The organism is Methylobacterium sp. Leaf118, from assembly GCF_920984675.1.
Taxonomy (GTDB): Bacteria; Pseudomonadota; Alphaproteobacteria; order Rhizobiales; family Beijerinckiaceae; genus Methylobacterium.
In genome coordinates this window covers 1-18,441 of the sequence record NZ_CAKLBV010000052.1, presented here as the reverse complement: position 1 = coordinate 18,441, position 18,441 = coordinate 1, and the positions used below count along the sequence as shown (strand labels likewise).

At 65.5% G+C, this 18,441-nt stretch carries 13 protein-coding genes and 4 pseudogenes; 4 read left to right on the top strand and 13 right to left on the bottom strand.

The features are described 5' to 3' along the window. The first annotated feature begins 284 nt into the window (after nucleotides 1-284). Together LW587_RS18455 and LW587_RS18450 are read left to right on the top strand one after the other, a co-directional pair. Nucleotides 285-1,226, top strand: coding sequence for a hypothetical protein (locus LW587_RS18455; protein WP_232631055.1), 942 nt, complete (start codon nucleotides 285-287; stop codon nucleotides 1,224-1,226). A gap of 290 nt (nucleotides 1,227-1,516) precedes the next feature. Continuing rightward, nucleotides 1,517-3,169: a DUF3987 domain-containing protein gene (locus LW587_RS18450; RefSeq protein WP_232631054.1), complete on the top strand. Its 1,653-nt coding sequence runs from the start codon at nucleotides 1,517-1,519 to the stop codon at nucleotides 3,167-3,169. Nucleotides 3,170-3,407: 238 nt separating this feature from the next. Here the strand turns inward: LW587_RS18450 and LW587_RS18445 are convergent, their stop codons facing one another. From LW587_RS18445 to LW587_RS18405, 9 genes and pseudogenes are all read right to left on the bottom strand, one after another. Beyond that, complete coding sequence (locus tag LW587_RS18445; RefSeq protein ID WP_232631053.1) at nucleotides 3,408-4,172, bottom strand: 3'-5' exonuclease; 765 nt, start codon at nucleotides 4,170-4,172, stop codon at nucleotides 3,408-3,410. Between the two features lie 102 nt (nucleotides 4,173-4,274). Further along, nucleotides 4,275-4,604: a DUF6634 family protein gene (locus LW587_RS18440; protein WP_183574155.1), complete on the bottom strand. Its 330-nt coding sequence runs from the start codon at nucleotides 4,602-4,604 to the stop codon at nucleotides 4,275-4,277. 88 nt (nucleotides 4,605-4,692) lie between these two features. Then, nucleotides 4,693-6,870 carry an AAA family ATPase gene (locus LW587_RS18435; protein WP_232631052.1) on the bottom strand — a complete coding sequence of 726 codons (2,178 nt, stop codon included), beginning with the start codon at nucleotides 6,868-6,870 and terminating at the stop codon, nucleotides 4,693-4,695. Next, nucleotides 6,867-7,103, bottom strand: a complete 237-nt coding sequence (locus LW587_RS18430; RefSeq protein ID WP_183574159.1) for a hypothetical protein — start codon at nucleotides 7,101-7,103, stop codon at nucleotides 6,867-6,869. The genes LW587_RS18435 and LW587_RS18430 overlap by 4 nt, the downstream gene beginning before the upstream one ends. Continuing rightward, nucleotides 7,103-7,681 (bottom strand): hypothetical protein, encoded by a 579-nt coding sequence (locus LW587_RS18425; protein ID WP_232631051.1) that lies wholly within the window; start codon nucleotides 7,679-7,681, stop codon nucleotides 7,103-7,105. Before LW587_RS18425 ends, LW587_RS18430 begins: the two co-directional genes overlap by 1 nt. 185 nt (nucleotides 7,682-7,866) lie before the next feature. Beyond that, nucleotides 7,867-8,181 (bottom strand): hypothetical protein, encoded by a 315-nt coding sequence (locus LW587_RS18420; protein ID WP_183574163.1) that lies wholly within the window; start codon nucleotides 8,179-8,181, stop codon nucleotides 7,867-7,869. Between the two features lie 348 nt (nucleotides 8,182-8,529). After that, a complete protein-coding gene (locus LW587_RS18415; RefSeq protein ID WP_232631050.1) occupies nucleotides 8,530-9,741 on the bottom strand; it encodes a hypothetical protein in 1,212 nt (403 codons plus the stop codon). Next, nucleotides 9,738-10,538, bottom strand: a complete 801-nt coding sequence (locus LW587_RS18410; RefSeq protein WP_232631049.1) for a hypothetical protein — start codon at nucleotides 10,536-10,538, stop codon at nucleotides 9,738-9,740. Before LW587_RS18410 ends, LW587_RS18415 begins: the two co-directional genes overlap by 4 nt. Before the next feature lie 160 nt (nucleotides 10,539-10,698). Next, a pseudogene (locus tag LW587_RS18405) lies at nucleotides 10,699-11,366 on the bottom strand (transposase); the annotation flags it as partial. 531 nt (nucleotides 11,367-11,897) lie between these two features. Between LW587_RS18405 and LW587_RS24165 the strand changes: the two are divergent. Beyond that, nucleotides 11,898-11,969, top strand: a pseudogene (locus LW587_RS24165) (DUF6538 domain-containing protein); the annotation flags it as partial. A 58-nt stretch (nucleotides 11,970-12,027) separates the two neighbouring features. On the opposite strand, the pseudogene LW587_RS18400 reads toward LW587_RS24165, so the two are convergent. The 4 genes and pseudogenes from LW587_RS18400 to LW587_RS18385 all read right to left on the bottom strand — a co-directional run. Then, a pseudogene (locus LW587_RS18400) lies at nucleotides 12,028-13,410 on the bottom strand (FAD-dependent oxidoreductase); the annotation flags it as partial. Then, entirely contained in the window at nucleotides 13,368-15,089 is a 1,722-nt protein-coding gene (locus tag LW587_RS24160) for an FAD-dependent monooxygenase (RefSeq protein ID WP_332839845.1), read from the bottom strand. The gene LW587_RS24160 and the pseudogene LW587_RS18400, both read right to left, overlap by 43 nt. Nucleotides 15,090-15,131: 42 nt before the next feature. After that, entirely contained in the window at nucleotides 15,132-16,028 is an 897-nt protein-coding gene (locus LW587_RS18390; RefSeq protein WP_232631047.1) for an alpha/beta fold hydrolase, read from the bottom strand. Nucleotides 16,029-16,438: 410 nt separating this feature from the next. Then, nucleotides 16,439-16,759 carry a GCG_CRPN prefix-to-repeats domain-containing protein gene (locus LW587_RS18385; protein WP_232631046.1) on the bottom strand — a complete coding sequence of 107 codons (321 nt, stop codon included), beginning with the start codon at nucleotides 16,757-16,759 and terminating at the stop codon, nucleotides 16,439-16,441. Nucleotides 16,760-17,779: 1,020 nt separating this feature from the next. Between LW587_RS18385 and LW587_RS18380 the strand changes: the two are divergent. Beyond that, nucleotides 17,780-18,022: pseudogene (locus LW587_RS18380) on the top strand (ATP-binding protein); the annotation flags it as partial. Between the last annotated feature and the right edge of the window lie 419 nt (nucleotides 18,023-18,441).

The window sequence follows — 18,441 nt, the reverse complement described above, 5'->3', positions numbered from 1 at the left end:
ACACCCGTGCATCCCTGTGAAGGGAGCCGGGGCGAGGCGGTGTTTCACGGCCGTAGGGGCCAGAACCAGAACGGACTCTGGTTATGAACGGGGGCAAACAGGGGGCAAGGTCACCGACATTCAAGCCAGCTTCTAGCCCATATCCCAGTCACATCCTAGAGACCGACTAGGATGTCGCTTCGACCCCCTCGTTTGTGTGGCCTTCCAGAGTTCGGCCGTCTTCTGCCCCAACCCCCTATGGTGGAATTCGAGTTTGTGTCGAGAATGACGCGTGGAGGTGTTTCATGTCTACGCAATCCCAGTTTCTCCACATCAGCCTGTACGGCGTCGCACCACGTAAGGGCGCCCCCGAATGGGCCACGGTCGACGGCATCACCCGGGAAGGCGCGCGTGCCGCCGGTGCCGCCCGTCACGTGCCATACCCCACTGCGCCCACGCTGCTGTTCGGCGTCTCGCCGCTCGACGTCGGCATCCTCGCAACCGAACGTGCCGCACAGGCTCGTGATACCAAAGGCCGGCGCTTGCGCCGCGATGGCGCCGTCCTGATGGCTGCCGTGCTTTCCTATCCTGTCCCTCGAACCCTCGTCGAAGATCGGAATGCTCCCGACGCGGCGGATTGCTACGGCGCGTGGCGGGACGCGGCGCTGGCTTGGTGCCGGAGCCGGTTCGGCGACACGCTTCTCAGTGTTGTCGAGCACCGGGACGAGGACTACTGCCACCTGCATGCCTATGCGGTACCCTCGCTCACCCCGACGAATTGCTTGGACTGGGAGGCGATTCATCCGGGTCGGGCTGCGCTCAGGCGGGCCGAAGCCGAGCGGAAGGGCAAGACCGAACAGCGGGCCGACTACCTCGCGGCGATGCGCGCGTTGCAGGACGACTACCACGTACGCGTCAGCCGTGGCTTCGGCCATGCCCGCCTCGGCCCCAAGCGCACCCGCTTGCAGCGCACGCTCTACTTGGCCGAGCGGGACGCAGCTCGGCGTCGGACCGCGCTGGAGCAGACCTACGATGCAGCGCGCGCGCGGCTGCGTGAGGTGGTTGAAGCCGAGGTGCGGCAGGATTTCCTGACAGTGCTTGCGGAAGCGAAGCAGCGGCTGCGTACGCTGGCGGAGGCACGAGCGGACGATCGAGACCGGATCGCCGAACTGAGCGCCGCGTACTCCTCGCTGCAGGATGAAGTCGCGAGCCTGTGCGATGACCTCGGCAAACCCTACGGGCACTGAACGTGTCGGAACACAGCGGCCCGCCGTCCGCGCGCATCACGCAGACGGTGTGCTGCGGAACCGGCAATCCGCCCGACCCCGAGATGGCTTTCAACTGCGAGGTTCCCGCCGCGGATGGCCCCTCTCGGAGAAAGCGAGCGGCAAAGTTTTTTCGTGTGGGGGCAAATATCCCACAAAGTGTTGCTTGATGCACTGTATCTCCATCGGTCAAGCTCCCGACATCGGCTGATTATTCGGTGATGCATACGACGGTGTGCCTCGCCCCCACCCTCGCATGAGGCAGATGTCGCATGTCCGCACCGTTCGATTCCGATACGATCAACCCCGCGTGCCCCGTCGTCGAGACCGAAGCGGGTGTCCGCCTGACGGAGGCTACGCCGCCCGGTCATCATCTGCCGCCGATCTCATCCGTCGTTCGCCCCGTCACCCGAACCATCCTCGCGACCGTGACGCCGGAGGGTAAGGCCGGGGAGGACACGGGCCCGGACCTCGGCTTCCTCGACACCGCGATGCGGCCCGTACCATCCTTTCCCCTCGACGCGTTGCCCGCGGGTGTCCGCGACCTGATCGCCGGCATGGCCCAGGGCCAGCGTACCCACCCGGCCTTCCTCGTCACGAGCGTCCTTGCCACGCTTGCGGCCGCCGTCGGTACGAGCGCCCATCTCCAGATCAATGCAGAGTGGCGCGAGCCCAGCGCCATGTGGGCGCTGCTGGTTGGTGCTTCCGGCAGCGGAAAATCAGTATCTATGCGTCAGACCGTCAACGTGCTCACCGAGATCGGCCTCGGTGCGCTCCGCCAGACTGTCCCCGATCCCAACCGGGAAGCCGTGGCACAGATGGTCCGGGCCGAGCAGCTGCGCCGGACGCGGCGCAAGATCCGGGAGGGCCTCGATCAAGACGAGGTCGACTTCTCCTCCTATCGCCTGCCGGAAGCGGCCGCGCCGCCGCCAGGGCTCATCACCTGCACCAGCACGACGCTGTCGGGCATCCTCGATAAGCTGCAGGCGCAGCCCCGTGGCCTGCTGCTCGCCCAGGCCGACGTGATCGGCCTCCTGCGCGGCGCTACCCTGCGCTCGGACGAAGGGCGAGCCGCGCTCTTGCAGGGCTACGACGGCGACCCTTACGTGCGCGAGCGGGCTAACGGTGCGCAGATCCTGCCGGCGTTGCTGCTCAGCCTGTGCGGAGGCGTGCAGCCGGACAAGCTCAAGCATGTCGTGGGCCATGAGGATGACGGGCTGTTCGCGCGCAGTCTCGTCACGTACCCGCAGATCGTGCGTGACACCGATCTGCCCTCGCGCAGCGCGCCCGCGACGAAGCGGTTCGAGGGGGTGCTGCGCCAGGCTTACGCGCTACCGGCATCCCCCAGTGCCTTCGGGGGACATCCGGTCCTTATCACCGAGCACGCATGGCGGGCCGTCGGACCGGCTTCACGGCGCTGGGCGGCGGAGGCCAGCGAGACGACCGGCATGCTGGCTTCGACCTACAACCGGGCGACGACCCAGGCGCTACGGCTCGCCTTCGTGCTGGCGATCCTCGACCATGCGCTCGCGGACAAGGCCGGCCTCCCGCCCTCGGTCGGCGATGCGTACGTGCGCTCGGCAATCCGCCTGCTGGACGAGAATTACCTACCGAGCGCGGAGCGGGCGCTCGACGCGGCCCAGGCCCGGCCGGATCCGGATGCGGATCTGCGCGCCATCGCAATCTTCATCGCGCGCGCGGTCGAGGGCTTCGACTTCAACGTGCGGGAACTGCGCGAAGCGCGGCGCGCGCCCTGCTATCGCGACCGTGCAGCTTGGGAGAAGGCGGTCGATCGGCTCCTGCGGCTTGGTTGCATCGCAGAGGCGCCCCGACGCAACCGCACGGGTCGGACGCGAGCGGATTACCAAGCCCATCCTGCCTTCCTCTCCGCTGCGCGGAAGGCATGGTCGGCAGCATCGGCATGACTGCCGGTGGATCCTAGGTCGACGCTCGATGGGTTTCGGACGTTTTGCGCGTTTTGCGCGTTCCGCGTCGACCACGTGGGCACGTAGGCTACTTCCCCCTCAATCCTAAGGCAGCATAGCCGGTTCTATGTCTGCCGATGCGCCGGCCCGTGGCGATATCTGCATTCGACAGCATGTTGCAGGACTCCTTCTTGGCGTCCGGAAGTATCACCGGCCGGGGCGGCGTGAGCGTTCGCAATCAGGCGGCGTGGGACGGTGTCGGCGCTTCAACCGGGAAAGCTGTGATCGCATCGCGGTACGTGGCCCCCGTCCGCGCCCGGAAGGCGTCGAGGTCGGCAATGCTGCGATTGTATCCGACGGGGGACAGCTTCCCGCGCAAGTGCTCATAGGCGAGGAAAATTCTGTAAGTCGCGATCAGGTCGGCCTGACAGTAAGCCGCGACGTCTTGCAGGCGCCCCTGGGCAACGAGCTCGGCGACGCCGCCGCCATCGAGTCCTTCAGGCTTCCCCTGCAGGCCCATCGCACGGCACAGTGCGTCGAGGCCAATCCGGCCCCGGGCGTCATGGTTCGCCAGGACATCGCACAGGTCGAGCCCGGCCTCATCGTAGCGCCTGTAATACGGCCGGGCTGTCAAACCGGGCGCGGCGATGCCGTGAACGAGGGCGCGGTAGCGGATCACCGGCAAGTCAAAACCGTGGCCGTTGAAGCTTACGAGTTGCGGTCGCAACTGATCGAGTCGCGCGGCGAAGTCGATGATGAGCTGGGCTTCGGAACGCTCGCCGATGTGCGGCGCACCCAATGCCCGCACCTGCCACGCCTCGTCCATGCGCTCAGCGATTAACGCGCCGATGCATACGATGGCGTGATAGATCAGCTTTGGAAAACCGCCGCCGAGTTTGGCGCGTGCGCCGTCCGTGTCGTCGGGATCGAGGCCGTGCACCCGCGCCACAGCTGCGAGATCGGGCACCGTTTCCAGATCGAATACCAATACGGTCTCAGGCACGGACATGCTCCAGAGGCTTTGATAAAAGGTAAGGGAAGATCTACGGGGTGCCCGATTCGAACGTCTGCACATCCGGTTTCGGGTCTGTCCAAGAGGGGACGTTCAGGACTTGCCGCAGGTGCTGGGTGCCATGAGCCGGTACAGCCGGCTCACTGTTCTCGCCCATCCTGCGGTCTCGTCGAGCACCAGAAGCCTCGAGGTGACGACGCGACGAGATCCAGGCAGCTGCGGATGACTCTCGACCCAACCGACCAGGGCCGGCTCGAGGATCGGCACCTGCGTGCGGTGCCATGCATTCAGCACGGGCGCGCCGGCAAGCTCGGCAGGGTTGGGCGGCGTGCCGGCGATGAGCCGGTCGAAAGCCATCAGCGCGCTCTCCAGGCGCTCGGCCTCTCCAAGGGATAGGTGTCGCTCCAGTTCGGCGTGGCTCATATCCAAGTCCTCTCTCGCGTTGGGATGACATCTCGAATCGGGATTGGCGTCAGACTGCTCCCGTCGATCGCTGGCGGCTGATCTCGGCTCACCGGGCCGTGGTGAGACTGGATCGATCGGGGAGGACCAATCCGATGTGCCGTGGAGCAGCGGGCCGACAGCCAGCTCGGACGCGGAGGCGGGGGCGGTGCCTAGCTGCGATTTCCGCAACCTCGTCGCCGGTGAGGACGCGGTGGGTGAGAAGAGCCTCGACCAGCGCCAGGATCGCGGAGTGGTCGGCGCGCACGAGGGCCTCGGCCATGCTCTGCAGGCGGCGAAGGTCCGCCTCGACCACTTGGGCCAGTGCCGCGTCCTCACGCAGCAGTACCGCGGCGTGTTCCTGGCTGACGACCGCCCTCAGCGTGTCGCCGAGCCCGAGGCTCGCGTGAACTGCGGCCAGCAGGCGGGTTGCCTCGCGCAGATCCTCGCTTGCCCCGGCCGTAGCGCCGCTGCCAAGCACCGCGTCCGCGGCACGCCCGCCCAGCAGACCGATCACGCGGCGCTCAAGTGCGGCGCGGTCCGGCATCGGATCGGACAGGCGCAGCACCGTTGCCCCACAATGGTTCGGTCCCTCCCTCGTCGTAACCTGCACGACAGTGATGCCGAGACGGTGGGCGAGCAGGGCATGTCCTGCTTCATGGAGGGCGACGGCCCGCAGCTGGGCGGGTGAGCGCGCGTCGGCAGGGGCAATCTCCGCGAGCAGATCGTGGGGTTGCATCGGCCTGCCGGCCGCCTGAGCCCGGTTCCGTGCGGCGCGCACGCATCCGGCCAGCACCGCACCGGTCATGCCGTGCGACAGGCGTGCGGCGGAGGTCAGGTCGGCCTCGGCGAGGTCGTCGCCGAGATGAACGCGCAGGATGCCGAGGCGCCCGGCCTCGTCGGGGGCTGCGATGAGGAACTGTCGGTCGAAGCGCCCGGGCCGCAGCAGCGCCGCATCGATCCTGTCGATATGGTTGGTCGCACCGATCAAGACGACGCCCGCCTTGCGCAAGGTCTCGAAGCGGATGAGACAGTACGAAATGATAGTACCCCACCACGCGGCGTTGCGATCGTCCAATCGAGAGCGGCTCGGCAGTGCATCAAGCTCATCGAAAAAGCCGATGGCGCAGCCATCTTGCTTGGCTGAATATTCGAGTCGATCGCAGAGCTGTGCGATCTGCTTGATGATGCTATCGAGATAGCCCGGGCTCTCGGCGAACCACCGACCAACGCTTGTCTCGACGCAAACCACGCCTGAGGCCTGGGCGAGCGCTCTCGCCAGCGTCGTCTTGCCGGTGCCTGGCGGCCCGAACAGCACGACCCCTTCCAATGCGGATGCCGGCATCTCACGCCGGCGCACCTGGGCGATTGCGGCCACAGTGCGGATTGCCCAGGCATGAGCCCCGCCGTAACCAGTCAGCTGATCAAGGGGGGTGACCGCCTCGCCCTCCGCCGTGCCAACCCGGGCCTGGCTCGCCCGGCGGATCCGATTCAGGCAAGCGGCAGGAGTCGAACCGGACCTCAGGGCTGCCGCCACGTCGGACAGGTCGAGACCTGCGAGATTGTCCGGTGCCAGCACCATCCGCGTCCGGCGCCCGCACCACATGCGCACGGCCAATCCGACCTGCGCCGCATTGAGCGGCGGCACGGTGATGACGTGATCGGCGGCAGCGGACAGCAGCGGCGCGACCCAGGTCGGGTCCGGGGTGATCGCAACCACAGGGCGACCGCGGGCAACGAGGTTTGCCGCCTCTGTGTCGGGATCGGTGCTGATTGAGACGCGCGGTTGCCTAGTCAACAACAGGCACGCCGCCCGATGTCCGCTGGCGCGCCGGATCGCCTCGTCGACCGGCTTCACCCACGCCGCGCTCGGCACGTTGATCAGTACGACGATAGATTCGGATTGGTGCAGAGCGCGACGAACGCGTGAGGACAGCGGAGCGTCGAGGGCAATCTCGACCAGCAGCTCAATTGGCTGACCAAGGCCGTCGAACTGGCGCACGCCGCGCCAGTTCTGCCAGCCGGAGCGGCCGCCGGAAGCATCGGTGGTACCAGCCGAACCGTCACCGGGCTCACCGAGGTCGAGCAGGTCCGAGATCGCCGGATCGGAATCGAACTCAGTCTCGACGGCAACCTCGCGCCCGCTGCCAGCCTGGTTCGTGTTAGGCCGGTTGCTCACGTCCACGTCGCCGGAGCGCGTCGGGACGGCGTCCGCCGGGGCGGATCGCGTGTTCTCGTCGGTGCTCACGACCTGTTCTCCTCGTTCGGGATGAGCGGGATCTCAATGAGAAGGACGGGACCGGCGCAGCTGTCGCGGGGCCCGATGATGAAGCCGGCATCGACGGCAAGGTGCAGGTTCCGGATGTCGGCGGCGTCGACCTGCAGGTCGCCGAGCATCGGGATGCGCGCCATCGCTGCGGTCGCGATGACGGAAGGGTCTGCGGGGACCGTTTCCATCGCCGTAATCGTGTTGCCGGCCATCACGCCGCCTCCGCCAGCAGGGCGGCGACCTGCTGGGCGAGCCGGCTCTGGCCCGGCTGCAGCACGCGCAGCCCGGCGGCATGGAGCAGGTTCAGACCGAGCAGAACGGCGAGGTCGAGCGACTTGCGGTCCGCCTCGCCGAGGGGAAAGCCTGCCAGTGGGCCGCAACCCTTATGGAAGTCGAGCCGGGGCTCGGCCTGCACGATCTGGGAGATTTGCTCCTGAAGATAGACAGTAGCGCCCTTATGAAAGATGGGAGAGACAAGGACGTAGACTTCCTCGACGAAGTCGAGCTGCGGGTCCGCCTTGTGATCTCCGAGCCGCGTCCAGAGCTTGACGCCCTCGCCGACCCTGGCCCGGGTGCGGCCATTGCTACGGCCGACGAGGATGTAGACACCGCCGTAGCGGCGCTCGGCGAGCCATGCCTGGACACGGGGCAGGTCGGCCCAGTCGGCGGCGATTACCTGCAGGTCGGTAAGGCTGTCACCTGCGACCCGGAGGCTGGTGCCGGGAACGGGGAAGCCGATGGCGATCGCGAGACGGAAGAGGTGAAGGAGCCGGGCGAGCAGGAAAGGCATGGGGGATCTCCCGCACCGCCGCGGATGCGCGGCCGGTGCGATCACGTAGACGGACAGGGTGAGAGCGACGCGCGGCGTCGGGTTGCGCGCGTTATCCGGCCTCGGCCGGGCGCATCGTGGCGCAGGCCGGACGAAGCACGGATGACGTGCTGCGGACTGTCAGAAGCCGCTGGATGATCGGGGGATCAGTGACGCGCGGGAGGATTGCGCCAGACGCGGCAGGAGGCGTCGAAGGCGGAGACGAGGTCGATGCCGAGAAGACCAGCGTCGACGAGGGCGAGCACGGCCGAGATCGGCTGGGGATGTGCAGGGATGGCGTCGGCGAGATCACCGAGGCTGGATCCGCCCGTCCCGTTCAAGGCCGCTAGCAGGGCGATCTGCACATAGGGCGTGATCAGCGGGTGCGAGACGGTGTCCGGAAGAAGGGACGCCGATCCGGTCGGCATGGTCAGGATGGTGTTGCACGCGGACACGGGTCCGCCGTAAATGGCCTTAGCCATATGCTGTCTCCTGCTAGCACAGTGAGACGCTGATGGTCAGGTCGCTGGCGCGGCGGGAACCGCGCCGGCGGCCGCCCTCCGGGAAAAGGGCGAACACCGTACCTTACACCTACGTCGAGCGGATATCTTATCTGCTCTGCCACACTATCTGGTGCGCGCGTCCATAAAGGCAAGATCCAATCGACCTAAGCGGTGTCCGACTGGTTCTTAACCTTAATGTTATGTGTCTCTCGTAATGCCCTGCCAAAATCGATCGCAAAACCTTCGGAGCCACAATGACAGGCGGATCGGAGACGGCAGCGTATGATATTGCGCCACATCCAGGGGCAATTCCGCTGATCCTAATGCTTATAATGGTATCCAGTCACCGCCGCCGAAGAGGTCGACCACAAATCTATGGTCAACGTCAAACCTTCTGTTTGAAAAGTCTCCGGAAAGACGCACATTGCCCCTAAGTACGCCGTCAAGGTGCATCATGTTTTTGTATAGCTTCAACAAGTGAACCCGGTCATCGGCTTGGTAGCCTTCATTCAAGAACCACCTTTTCTCGTTGACATACTCATCCTTGCTGTTTTCTAGCAATGGCACCACTGCATCAGCGATCTCCCGAGGCGCATCTGATTTGAAAAAATATGCGTAGGACATCCATTCCACATGCTCGAAATTATTGTCTGCTTCTGCCTTTTGTAGCGCCTTATAAAATGGATCAAAGATATGATAGGGCTTCTCGTAGGCGAAATTAACCTCCGGCCAATTGTTATCCCGGTAAAATATATACAGACCGTAAGGAAAAAGGGCTGCGAACTCATTGCTGCGGACTAGATCGGCTTCGATCTTTTTGTAAGACCGCGATTCGAGTTTGTGCATAAGGAACGCGAAATACAGGCCTTGCGCCCGCTTGATTGACAGCGCTCTGTTAGCGACGAGGCATGAGATCACCCGGTTAAACCGGCGCAGGTCAGTTTTTGTAGCAAATTTCCTAATCCACTCTAGACCTAGTGCACGTAATTTTTGATAGACGAGATGAGGTGCGTTTACTAAGCGCGCTGCATGTTCGATTGCCTGAGCGAACCGATTTACCCAATATAGCGAGTAGACAGGTTCTTCAAAAAACACGTCTGTAAACTGATTTGCGATATCCCTGGCGACCCATTCTTGCTGTTCACGTTTGAACACGCCGGTGCGAGCGTCATTCAACGCACCTCTCAGGGTAAGAAGCACGTCATGATGATCGTGCGCCGGGTGTTTAATTGAAATATCGCTCGCTTCAGAATCCCCGCCAATCACATGGCAGGCGCCCTCGACCCAGTAGGGAATAGGAGCTGGGTCGCCGACCTTGTAAGAGCGCAAGGCCTCTTCGCGGGGGATGTTGAACTCAATATGGTACTGGCCTTCATTGACGAAAGTAAGGAAGTCTGTAATCGCCAGCTCCACATCCATTTCCGGGACGTAGACAGCGTTGCTGCGGGCGGTTTTCATGACCGGCAGGCCGATGCAATCAGCTACCGGGGTCAGCTTGATGGCACCAATAAGCCGATGGACTTTTTGCTCTTCGGTCATAGCTGTATGCCGGCCTTTTTATAGATCCGGTCAACGCAATCAGACACTCGGGCATAATATCCGTGTAGGGAGCTGGGCAATATCCTGTACGTTTCGAGGTTCGGCGTGAGGCTTTTTAGGTGAGCCCATAGCTCCTTTTCCCGTTCGTATTCCTCCGGCATCACAATCCCAACCAAGTGCTCCTGCAGCAGCGTTATGTCTTCCTCTACCGATACCTCTATTGCAGCTGCACGATCATCCATCTGATGAGACGCATTCTCCAGCGCGAGCTTTGAAACCGCCAGGATTTCCTGATGACGAGGCAGTAGATCGTGTTCCCGCTTGATTTCCTCATGCCCGCTGGGTCTCCGCTCGAAGTACTGTGTCGGTGTACGGTAAACCAGGGATATGAGTCGCCCGATGTTCCGCTGATCGCCAGATATGTCAAAGCGATTGATTTTGAACATTGTGATGTATGTGGGGAATCTTTTGTTTGCAAACGCGCCGCTGTCGAAAGGGAAGATGCGCTTGATTTTAGGGGGCTTTGGGAAGCGCATAACAAATGCCATGGGCAACTCCCAGTCTCCTGGGTTTGTAATATCGTCCCGCTTATATGCTGGTCGCCCAACGAAGAAATAGCAGAGGTTTTCGCCTGTAAAAACATTGCAGGGGAAGGCGATTATCTTTCCTGCGTTAACGAAATCCCAGATGCGCCCGGCACTTGCGGAATGCACCCAAGGCGGCTCCTTTGCGACTTCGAGGTTGCTGGCCTCGAGGAATTCTTTCAGGGATGGAGGCTGCGGGATTTTCAGAACCATGCCCCACCTATTTGACGTGCAGCCAGGCCTCAATCAGGCTTTGCCGCCTCTGATCAATTTCAACCCAGCCATTGCTGGTGGCAAGTCCGGCGGCGTCGTTGCACCATCTAGTTCCACGAACCGCGCATGACAGCGCGGGTGGTACTGGTTCCCCTTGGCTGCGGAAGCGCCGCCCGTCGTCGAGCGTGTCGGAGACGAAGTCGAGGCTCCAGCGCTGGTTCGGCTCCTGCGGCACGGCGGCCGGTGCCCGCGTGCCAAGGGCTCGTTTGCGCCCACCCCGCCTGCGCACCGACAGCCGCTCCTCCCGGTAGAGCCGGGAGAGCGTCTTGTGGTTGAGCGTATGGCCCTCCCGGCGCAGCTAATTCAGCAAACGCCCATAGCCGAACCGGCGGCGCTCGCCGGCCAGGCTGCGCAGGCGTACCCGCACAGCCGCATTGCCACCGCAGGTCGAGGCGTAGCGGTACGTCTTCGGCTCCAAGCCGATCAGCCCGCAGGCACGACGCTGCGAATAACCCTTCTCCTTGATGGCCCATTTCACGGCTGTTCTCCGTGCGCCGGGCGTCAAAAGTTTTATCCCAGCGCCTCACGCAGCGTCGCCACGTCGAGCATCGCCTCGGCCAGGAACTTCTTGAGCTTGCGGTTCTCCTCGTCGAGCGCCTTCAGGCGACGCGCGTCCGAGACCTCCATGCCGCCGAAGCGCGAGCGCCACGTGTAGAATGTCACGTCGCTGATGCCGTGGCGGCGGCAGATCTCAGCCACCGGTAGCCCGGCCTGTTGTTCCTTCAGGATGCCGATGATCTGCTCTTCGCTGAATCGGCTCTTCTTCATCGTCCGTTTCCTCATTGACGGACCCTAGCTTCAGATTGGGGGCAGGCCAGGGGGCAAGGTCAAACAAGGGGGCAAGGTCAGCCGTCGTCGAGCGTGCGGCACGCATGCTCGAAGCTCTCGACCTACTCCGGACTTCCGCGGCAATCATGACCTGGCACCCGTGCATCTTCACGGCCAGGGCCTTCGCGAGCGAGCTTCGCCGGCGGCCGAGAGACCGATGGATTGCAGGCGTTGCGACGCTCGCTAATTTACATCCGTCGTCTGGGCTATTGCTGTGAGGCAGGATAGTGGTACACGAAGGAGCCGAGTCGCAGAGGTAATACGAGCAGCATCAACAACTTAGCGAGGCTCTTGGCGCTGGCTGAGTATCCTGGCGCCCCAGCCAACTTTTAGCTTAAGTCATTCAGATCACTTAGCTTCTCGCCCAGCCGTCCTGCGGAGCGAGCCTGTTGCTACACTTCGCTGCTACACAAGCCGTCTGAAAAGCGGCGAAGGAGCGCAGTGGCTGCCCTTTTCAACGTCGTCCTACGCATGGCGACCTACCATTTCCGGCGGCGGGTGCCGGACGACTTGCGGCCGTGCCTTGGACGCCGCGAACTTGTGCGTAGCCTGGCAACATCCGATCCGCGCACTGCGAAGCTGCGCGCATGTCGGTTGGAGGCCGGGGTATCGGTTCGAGGAGGCCGGGAAACCGCTTGGTCAGCGCGGTCCCGCGCGCTGCGTCGGCGGCGTAGAGAAGGAAGCGCGGTTCGCCTCCCACGCCCGGAGGGGCGCCTGCATAGGCCTCCGGATCCCAGCGTGCACCGGAGTTGGGCCCTCGCGACAGCGGGCTGTCGGCATAGGCGACCTCGATTTCGCTCATCTGCGCCGCCATCCGGTTGCGGACGGCATCAAGGCCGAGCAGGAAGCGCAGGGCGAGATTGCGCGCGGCCTGCGCTGCGGGGTTCGACAGCGTCGCCATGTCGGTGAGGCGGCCGGCGTTGCGCGGCATCATGTCGCCGACGGCGCTCCGCTCGGGGCTGTAGCTGTCGAGCAAGGACGGGTGGGCCTGCCCGCGCACCACCATCGCCAGCTTCCAGGCGAGGTTCACCGCGTCCTGCATGCCGGTGTTCATGCCCTGGCCGCCGGCGGGGCTGTGGATGTGCGCCGCGTCTCCGGCGAGGAAGACGCGCCCGTGACGGTACTCGGTCACCTTGCCCTCGTTGATGCGGAAGTGCGTCAGCCACACCGGATCGGATGCGCGGAAGCCGCCGCCAGCGCGCCGATCGATGAGTGCCTGGACGTCGCCGAGGGTGGGATCGGGCCGCGGGTGCATCGCATCCGTACGGCCGACCGTGGCGATGACGCGGGCGCGTCTGCCGGGAATCGGGAAGATCACGAAGGGGCCGTCTCGGTGCAGGTAGGTCGCGATCTCGTCGGGCGGCGAGGCGCCCGAACCGTCGAGGCGCACGTCGGCGAGCAGCCAGTCGTCGCCCTGGGCCGACCCCTCGAACGCGAGGCCGAGCCCATGCCGGACCGTGCTGTGGGCACCGTCGCAGCCGATCAGCCACGGCGTTCGGATCGTCTCCTCGCGCCCGTCGGCGTGTCTCAGGTGGGCCTCGATGCCGTCCGGCGCCTCCATGAAGCCGGTGAGGTCCACCTGCCGCTCGACCATGACGCCCAAGGAGCGCAGATGCGCGGTGAGCAGGCGCTCGGTGTCCCGCTGCGGAATCATCAGGGCGAAGTTGTAGGCGCTCGCGATGTCCTCGAAGCGCGGATTGCCGAGAACCTTGCCACCGCTGCGGATCGAGGCACCGGGTGCGCGCAGCCCCGCATCCAGGAAGGATCGTGTGCAGCCCATCCGATCCATGAGTTCGAGCGTGCGCGACCAGAGAACGAGGGCCTTCGACGTTTCGGTCGCGTGCGGGGCACGGTCGACGAGGCGCACGCGGACCCCGTAGCGCGCCAGTTCGGCGGCCATGGTCAGGCCCACCGGCCCGGCGCCGACGACGAGAATGTCGGTCATCCGAGTTCCTTCCGCGGTGCGCGGTCGCTGCGGGTCGGGGGCTCCCGTGCCTCGCCCGCGCCCGTGCTCCTTTCGGCCGGGGACCCGGCAAGCCCTTCCGCGCCCGGCCTGACGCTGGCCTGGGTTATCGGAAACAGTCGCCGGAGATGGTCCTGGAAGCCAGGGTCCCGCCACGAGCCGCCGCGCCAGCCGAGATGACCGTCGGGTCGGACGAGGTAGCTCATCGTCCGACTTCCGTAAGCCTCGGCGAACGCCCCCTCGTAGTCTTCGAGAAGCGCGCCGCCGGGAAGCGCGAGGCCAGCCGTGTTGCGCACGATGACGACGACGCGCAGGTGGTCTCGCACCCGGCGAGGCCAGCCCTGCATCCAGTCCGACAGATCCTGCCGCGTCGCAGGCTCGCCGCCGCCGTTCAGGTGGACCAGCAGGACGTGCTCCGTGCCGCGCAGAACGTCGAAGAGGCGCAGCGGGAAGCCGAGTCCCGGTCGCACGAGGCCGTTCGCGTCAGGAGCACGGTCGCCGGCCGCGGGGCCGTCCAGCTCGTCCCCCGCATCCACGACCCAGCCCGTCCCACGATAGGAGATCGAGACCTGCGCGTCGGCCGCTTGGTCAGGCGCACCACCGCGCTCGCGGCCGTAGCCCTCGCTCGCCCTGCGGGTCCGGGCGACCACGTCCGCCCCGATCGGGCGGCGCTCGGCCTCGTAGCTGTCGAGGAGGCTGTCGGGGCTCGCGCCCTTCAGGACCAGGGCCAGCTTCCAGGCCAGATTGTAGGCGTCCTGGATGCCGGTGTTCATGCCCTGCCCGCCGGTCGGCGGGTGGATGTGGGCGGCGTCGCCCGCGATGAAGCCGCGGCCCCGGCGGTAGGCGTCGGCCAGGCGCATGCTGATGCGGTAGACGGAGGACCAGCGCAGGTCCGACAGCGGAACCTTGTCCGGCAGGAGGTCGTCGGCCACCGCCTGCAGGTCGGCGAGCGAGGGCCCCTTGAGCTCGGCCTGGATGCCGTGATCCGGACCGCTGCGTGGAACGAGGTGGGGAGCGGCCAGCATCGAGACGCGGTAGCGGCCGGGCTCCGGCAGCGGGATGGCGATGAACATGTCGGGCGGGCCGCCCTCCACCAGTCGAAGGGCGCGCACGGACATGCCGTAGGGCGCGTCCCAATCGATCCGAACGTCGCCGAGCATGAACGGCCAGGGATAGGCCGCCCCCTCGAAGCCGATGCCGAGCAGCCGGCGGACCGCGCTGTGCGCCCCGTCGCAGCCGACCACGTAGCGCGGACGAGCGTCCTCGGCGGGCTTGCCCTCGCGCTCGATGCGCGCGGTGACGCCCTCGGCGTCCTGGCTCAGGGCGGTGAGGGCCGAACCCCGCTCGACCGTAATGCCGAAGCGGGCCAGGTGCCGGGCGAGGATGCGCTCGGTCTCGTACTGCGGAAGTCCGAGCGATGCGTAGGGCAGCCCCGCGTCGGGTCGGATCGCCTCGCCGGTCCGCTGGCCGTCGACGATGGAGCGCAGGCCGGTCAGCCAGAGGCCGGCATCGATCATCTCGCGCCCGAGACCCATGTCGTCCCAGACCTCCAGGGTCCGCGGCGTGACGCCGATGGCGCGGCAAGAGGCCGAAGGCCGCGGCGCACGATCGATGATCCGGCAGCGCGTGCCGTGCCGTGCCAGCTCACAGGCGAGCGTCAATCCGACCGGACCGGCTCCGATCACGAGGACCTCCGCCATCGGTTCCTCCCTGCACTCCGGGGGCTGGAGCGACCCCGGGGGCTACGGCGCTCCGCAGTTGCTCGGCGCCGGCTCACCGGCGAAGCGGTCGCCGATCCAGTCGATGGCGGCCGGTGCGGCATCCTTGGCGATGGAGAGATGGCCGACGCCCGGCACCAGGTCGAACTCGACCCGGCTGCCGGCCCGGCACAGGCGCGCGCGGTAGTCCTGCGTGACGCGCGGCAGCACGAGGGTGTCGGTGGCGCCTTGCGCCAGGAAAACCGGAATGCGGGGCGGGAGCGGTCCGGGCGTGTTGCGGGCGAGCAGCGAGCGCCAGGGCTCGCGGTCGGCGAGATCGTTGACCGAGAGGAAGTCGCGGTCGAGCGCCTTCGACGGGCCACGCCGCTCCAGCACGTCGAAGATCGTCTCGATGCAGTCGTTGGCGAGTTCCTCGATGACAGGGAGCGCCGATGGCACGACCACCTTCGCCATGGGGGCGCCGAACACCTGCGACCACGACCACAACGTCATCGCGGTGAGATTCTTGCCGCCCGAGGTATCGAGGTCGGCCATCATCAGGGTCGCGAGTTCGGTGGCCGGTGCGGCGGCGGCAACACCCACGAGCGCGAGATCCGGTGCGTAGCTGTGGGCGAGCAGTCCCGTGAACAGGGCCGCGTGACCGCCCTGGGAGTGACCCCAAACCGCGAAGGCGTTGGTGGCGCCGCCGGGCCCCGCGAGCTGGCGCGCCGCCCGCACCGAGTCGAGCACGGCCCGTCCCTCGCTGAGGCCGACCAGATAGGGGTGCACGCCGGGGGTGCCGAGACCCGGATAGTCCGTGGCGGCCACGATGTAGCCGCGCGCCAGCATCTCCTGCAGGCCCTGGATCGAGCGATAGAGCACGCGCGCCAGCGAGGGCGCGCACTTGTCGACGACGCCGGTGGTCGGGTGCGCCCAGGCCACGATGGGCCTGCCTCCGGGCGGGACCGGCCCGGCCGGGACGATGATCGCGCCTGAGACGGCGATCGGCTCGCCGCGCAGGCCGCTCGAGCGATACAGGACCCGATAGGCCGATGCGCCTGCAGGCGCGTTCGGGAGTGGCTGATAGTCGAGCACAGTGCCTGGAGCCGAACGCGCGGTCGCGGATCGTTGAGGCGGCCGTGCCCCCTCCGCGACCACCGCCGAAGGGGGCAGGCAACCGGCCCACAAAAGCGCCCCGAGCAGCCCGACGTCACGAAGCCGCTGCAATCCAATCCTGGCCGAGCGGCGGAGGAATGGAGTCCGCTTCGATGCACCGAACACCGCCATCCTCCGTTTACGCATGCTCCAGCGGCGCGATCATCGCCGACCCGCTCGATGGGACGGTGCGTTTGCTACGGCTTCCAGCCGCCGCCCGGCAGGCGCCCATGATAAGGCGTGTTGCGGCAATGGCCCCAAGGACCGCGCCAGTAACCCGGAGGGCAGCCGCTGCCGCCGCGCGCCTGGTACCAGCCGCCGGGAAGCGGCCCGACATAGGGCGTGCTGCGGCAGTGCCCCCAGGGGCCGCGCCAGCGGCCGGGCCCGCAGCCACCGGCGGCGAGCTCCACCGGAGACGCAGTGGCCAGATCGGCCATCACCGGCAAAGCCTGGGCTGATCCCGAGATTGATGCCGTGAGGGCGAGGAAAGCAGCGAAGAGAACGACTGCGCGGCGCATGGTGCCGATCCTCCCGAGTCGCTGACAATGAAGCCGATTCACACACAGCTTGGCAACTCCCCAATATGGCGTTTGGTGAATATCTTGCGCAAGGAAATGCGATAATATCGATTTTATGCCGATGAAGCATATCCGGAAAGAAGCATTATAAATTGCGCGCAATCATTTCTGGTGGTCTCACTTCGCTCTATCGAATCCATTTGGCGAATGCTAATGACGACATTCGGTGGGGCGATTTGCCTTTCAGCCATTCTTTGAACTGTGATAATCGAGGACGTCCTCTGCCAGACACCGTCCATCCGGTATGCCGTGGTCGTTACCGACCCCGTCACGGGCACGTGGACCGCGGCAGTGGAGACGTGGCCAGACTTCCCTTTCGATGTCGCCGCTTGCAGCCGGGACGTGGGAGCCGTGCCCGGTCCTGCGGCGGCGTCCAGGCTCCTGGTCGTACCCGTCGTCCAGGAGCTGCGCACCGAACAGGGAAAGCCGGATCGTGAGGCGATACCTGGGCTGGGAGATCCCGCCTCTATCGAGACTTGAGGATCAGGCCCGTGACACTCTGGCGTGTCGCGCCGCCTGGAACGATTTTCTGCTTGCCACAACCCCGATGCAAGGTCACCGTTCATGCGCAACGTTCTACTCGCGGCAGTCCTGGTCTTAGGGACGGGCGTAGCATCCGCCAACGAGCCGCCCATCCAGGGACCTGCAGATGCCGCCTGTCGTGAGCAGGCTCGCTCCCAGGTCTTCACGGCGCCCAACCCCCACCGCCTGAGCCTCTGGGATCTCGGATCTCAGATCTGGCACGCCTGCATGGCATCCTATCATGGGAGCGGGCCGAATCCGGATCGTCAGGAGCAGCGGTTCTGACGCATCAATCTGGCCTTACCTAGGTCATTCTCTTTCGGTGTGTCCCTTCGCAATACATTCGGCAGGGAGAGGATGATGAAGCTTGGCTCGATATACTACGGCTGCGCTCTGCGCGTCATTGCTGCGGTATCAATTTCCGGCGGTCAGCTGTCCGGTTCGACCGTGGTGACCTCGAACCTGCCGTTCGAGGACTGGACCTCGGTTCTGGGCTTGGAGCGGCTCACCGGTGCACTGCTCGACCGGTTGACCCACCACGTCAGCATCCTGAGCCTGAACGGCGACAGCGACCGACTCAAATCCTCCCGCAGCCGGCGCGGGCGCGCCAGCGGGGCGGAGCAAAACCAGGCCACCACCGATCCCCACGATCCCGAGACGGGCGAGATCGTGCCGGCCTAACCCTCACGCTCACGACGAACGAGGAAGGCGCCCGATCGGGCCCCTTCCTCGTTCAGCCTGCCCGCCGCCCGTGGCCTGGTTTTACTCCGCCACAGCGGCCTGGAATTGGTCCGCCCTTTACAGTTGTGGGCCGCGAACTCGTATGATGCCGTCCCGAAGGTCTCGCAGAGCTGTGCGGAATGGCCTTTGGTGTCCGAGTGCGGGGGTTCGAGACCGAACCGCGTGCTTTTGGTCTCCGGCGTCAACTTGTAGCGAAACGGCGCTGGTCTCTTCTCCTGGGCTGCCCGTGCCGCTGCGATCGCCCGCGCCTCTCGCTCTGTCGGCTCACGCGGCCCCTTCGGCGGTCGTGTCCCGTGACGTGGTGTATGAGCGCTGGTCCTCGGCAGGGTCCGAAGGTGATCAGGCTGCCACGGCCGACA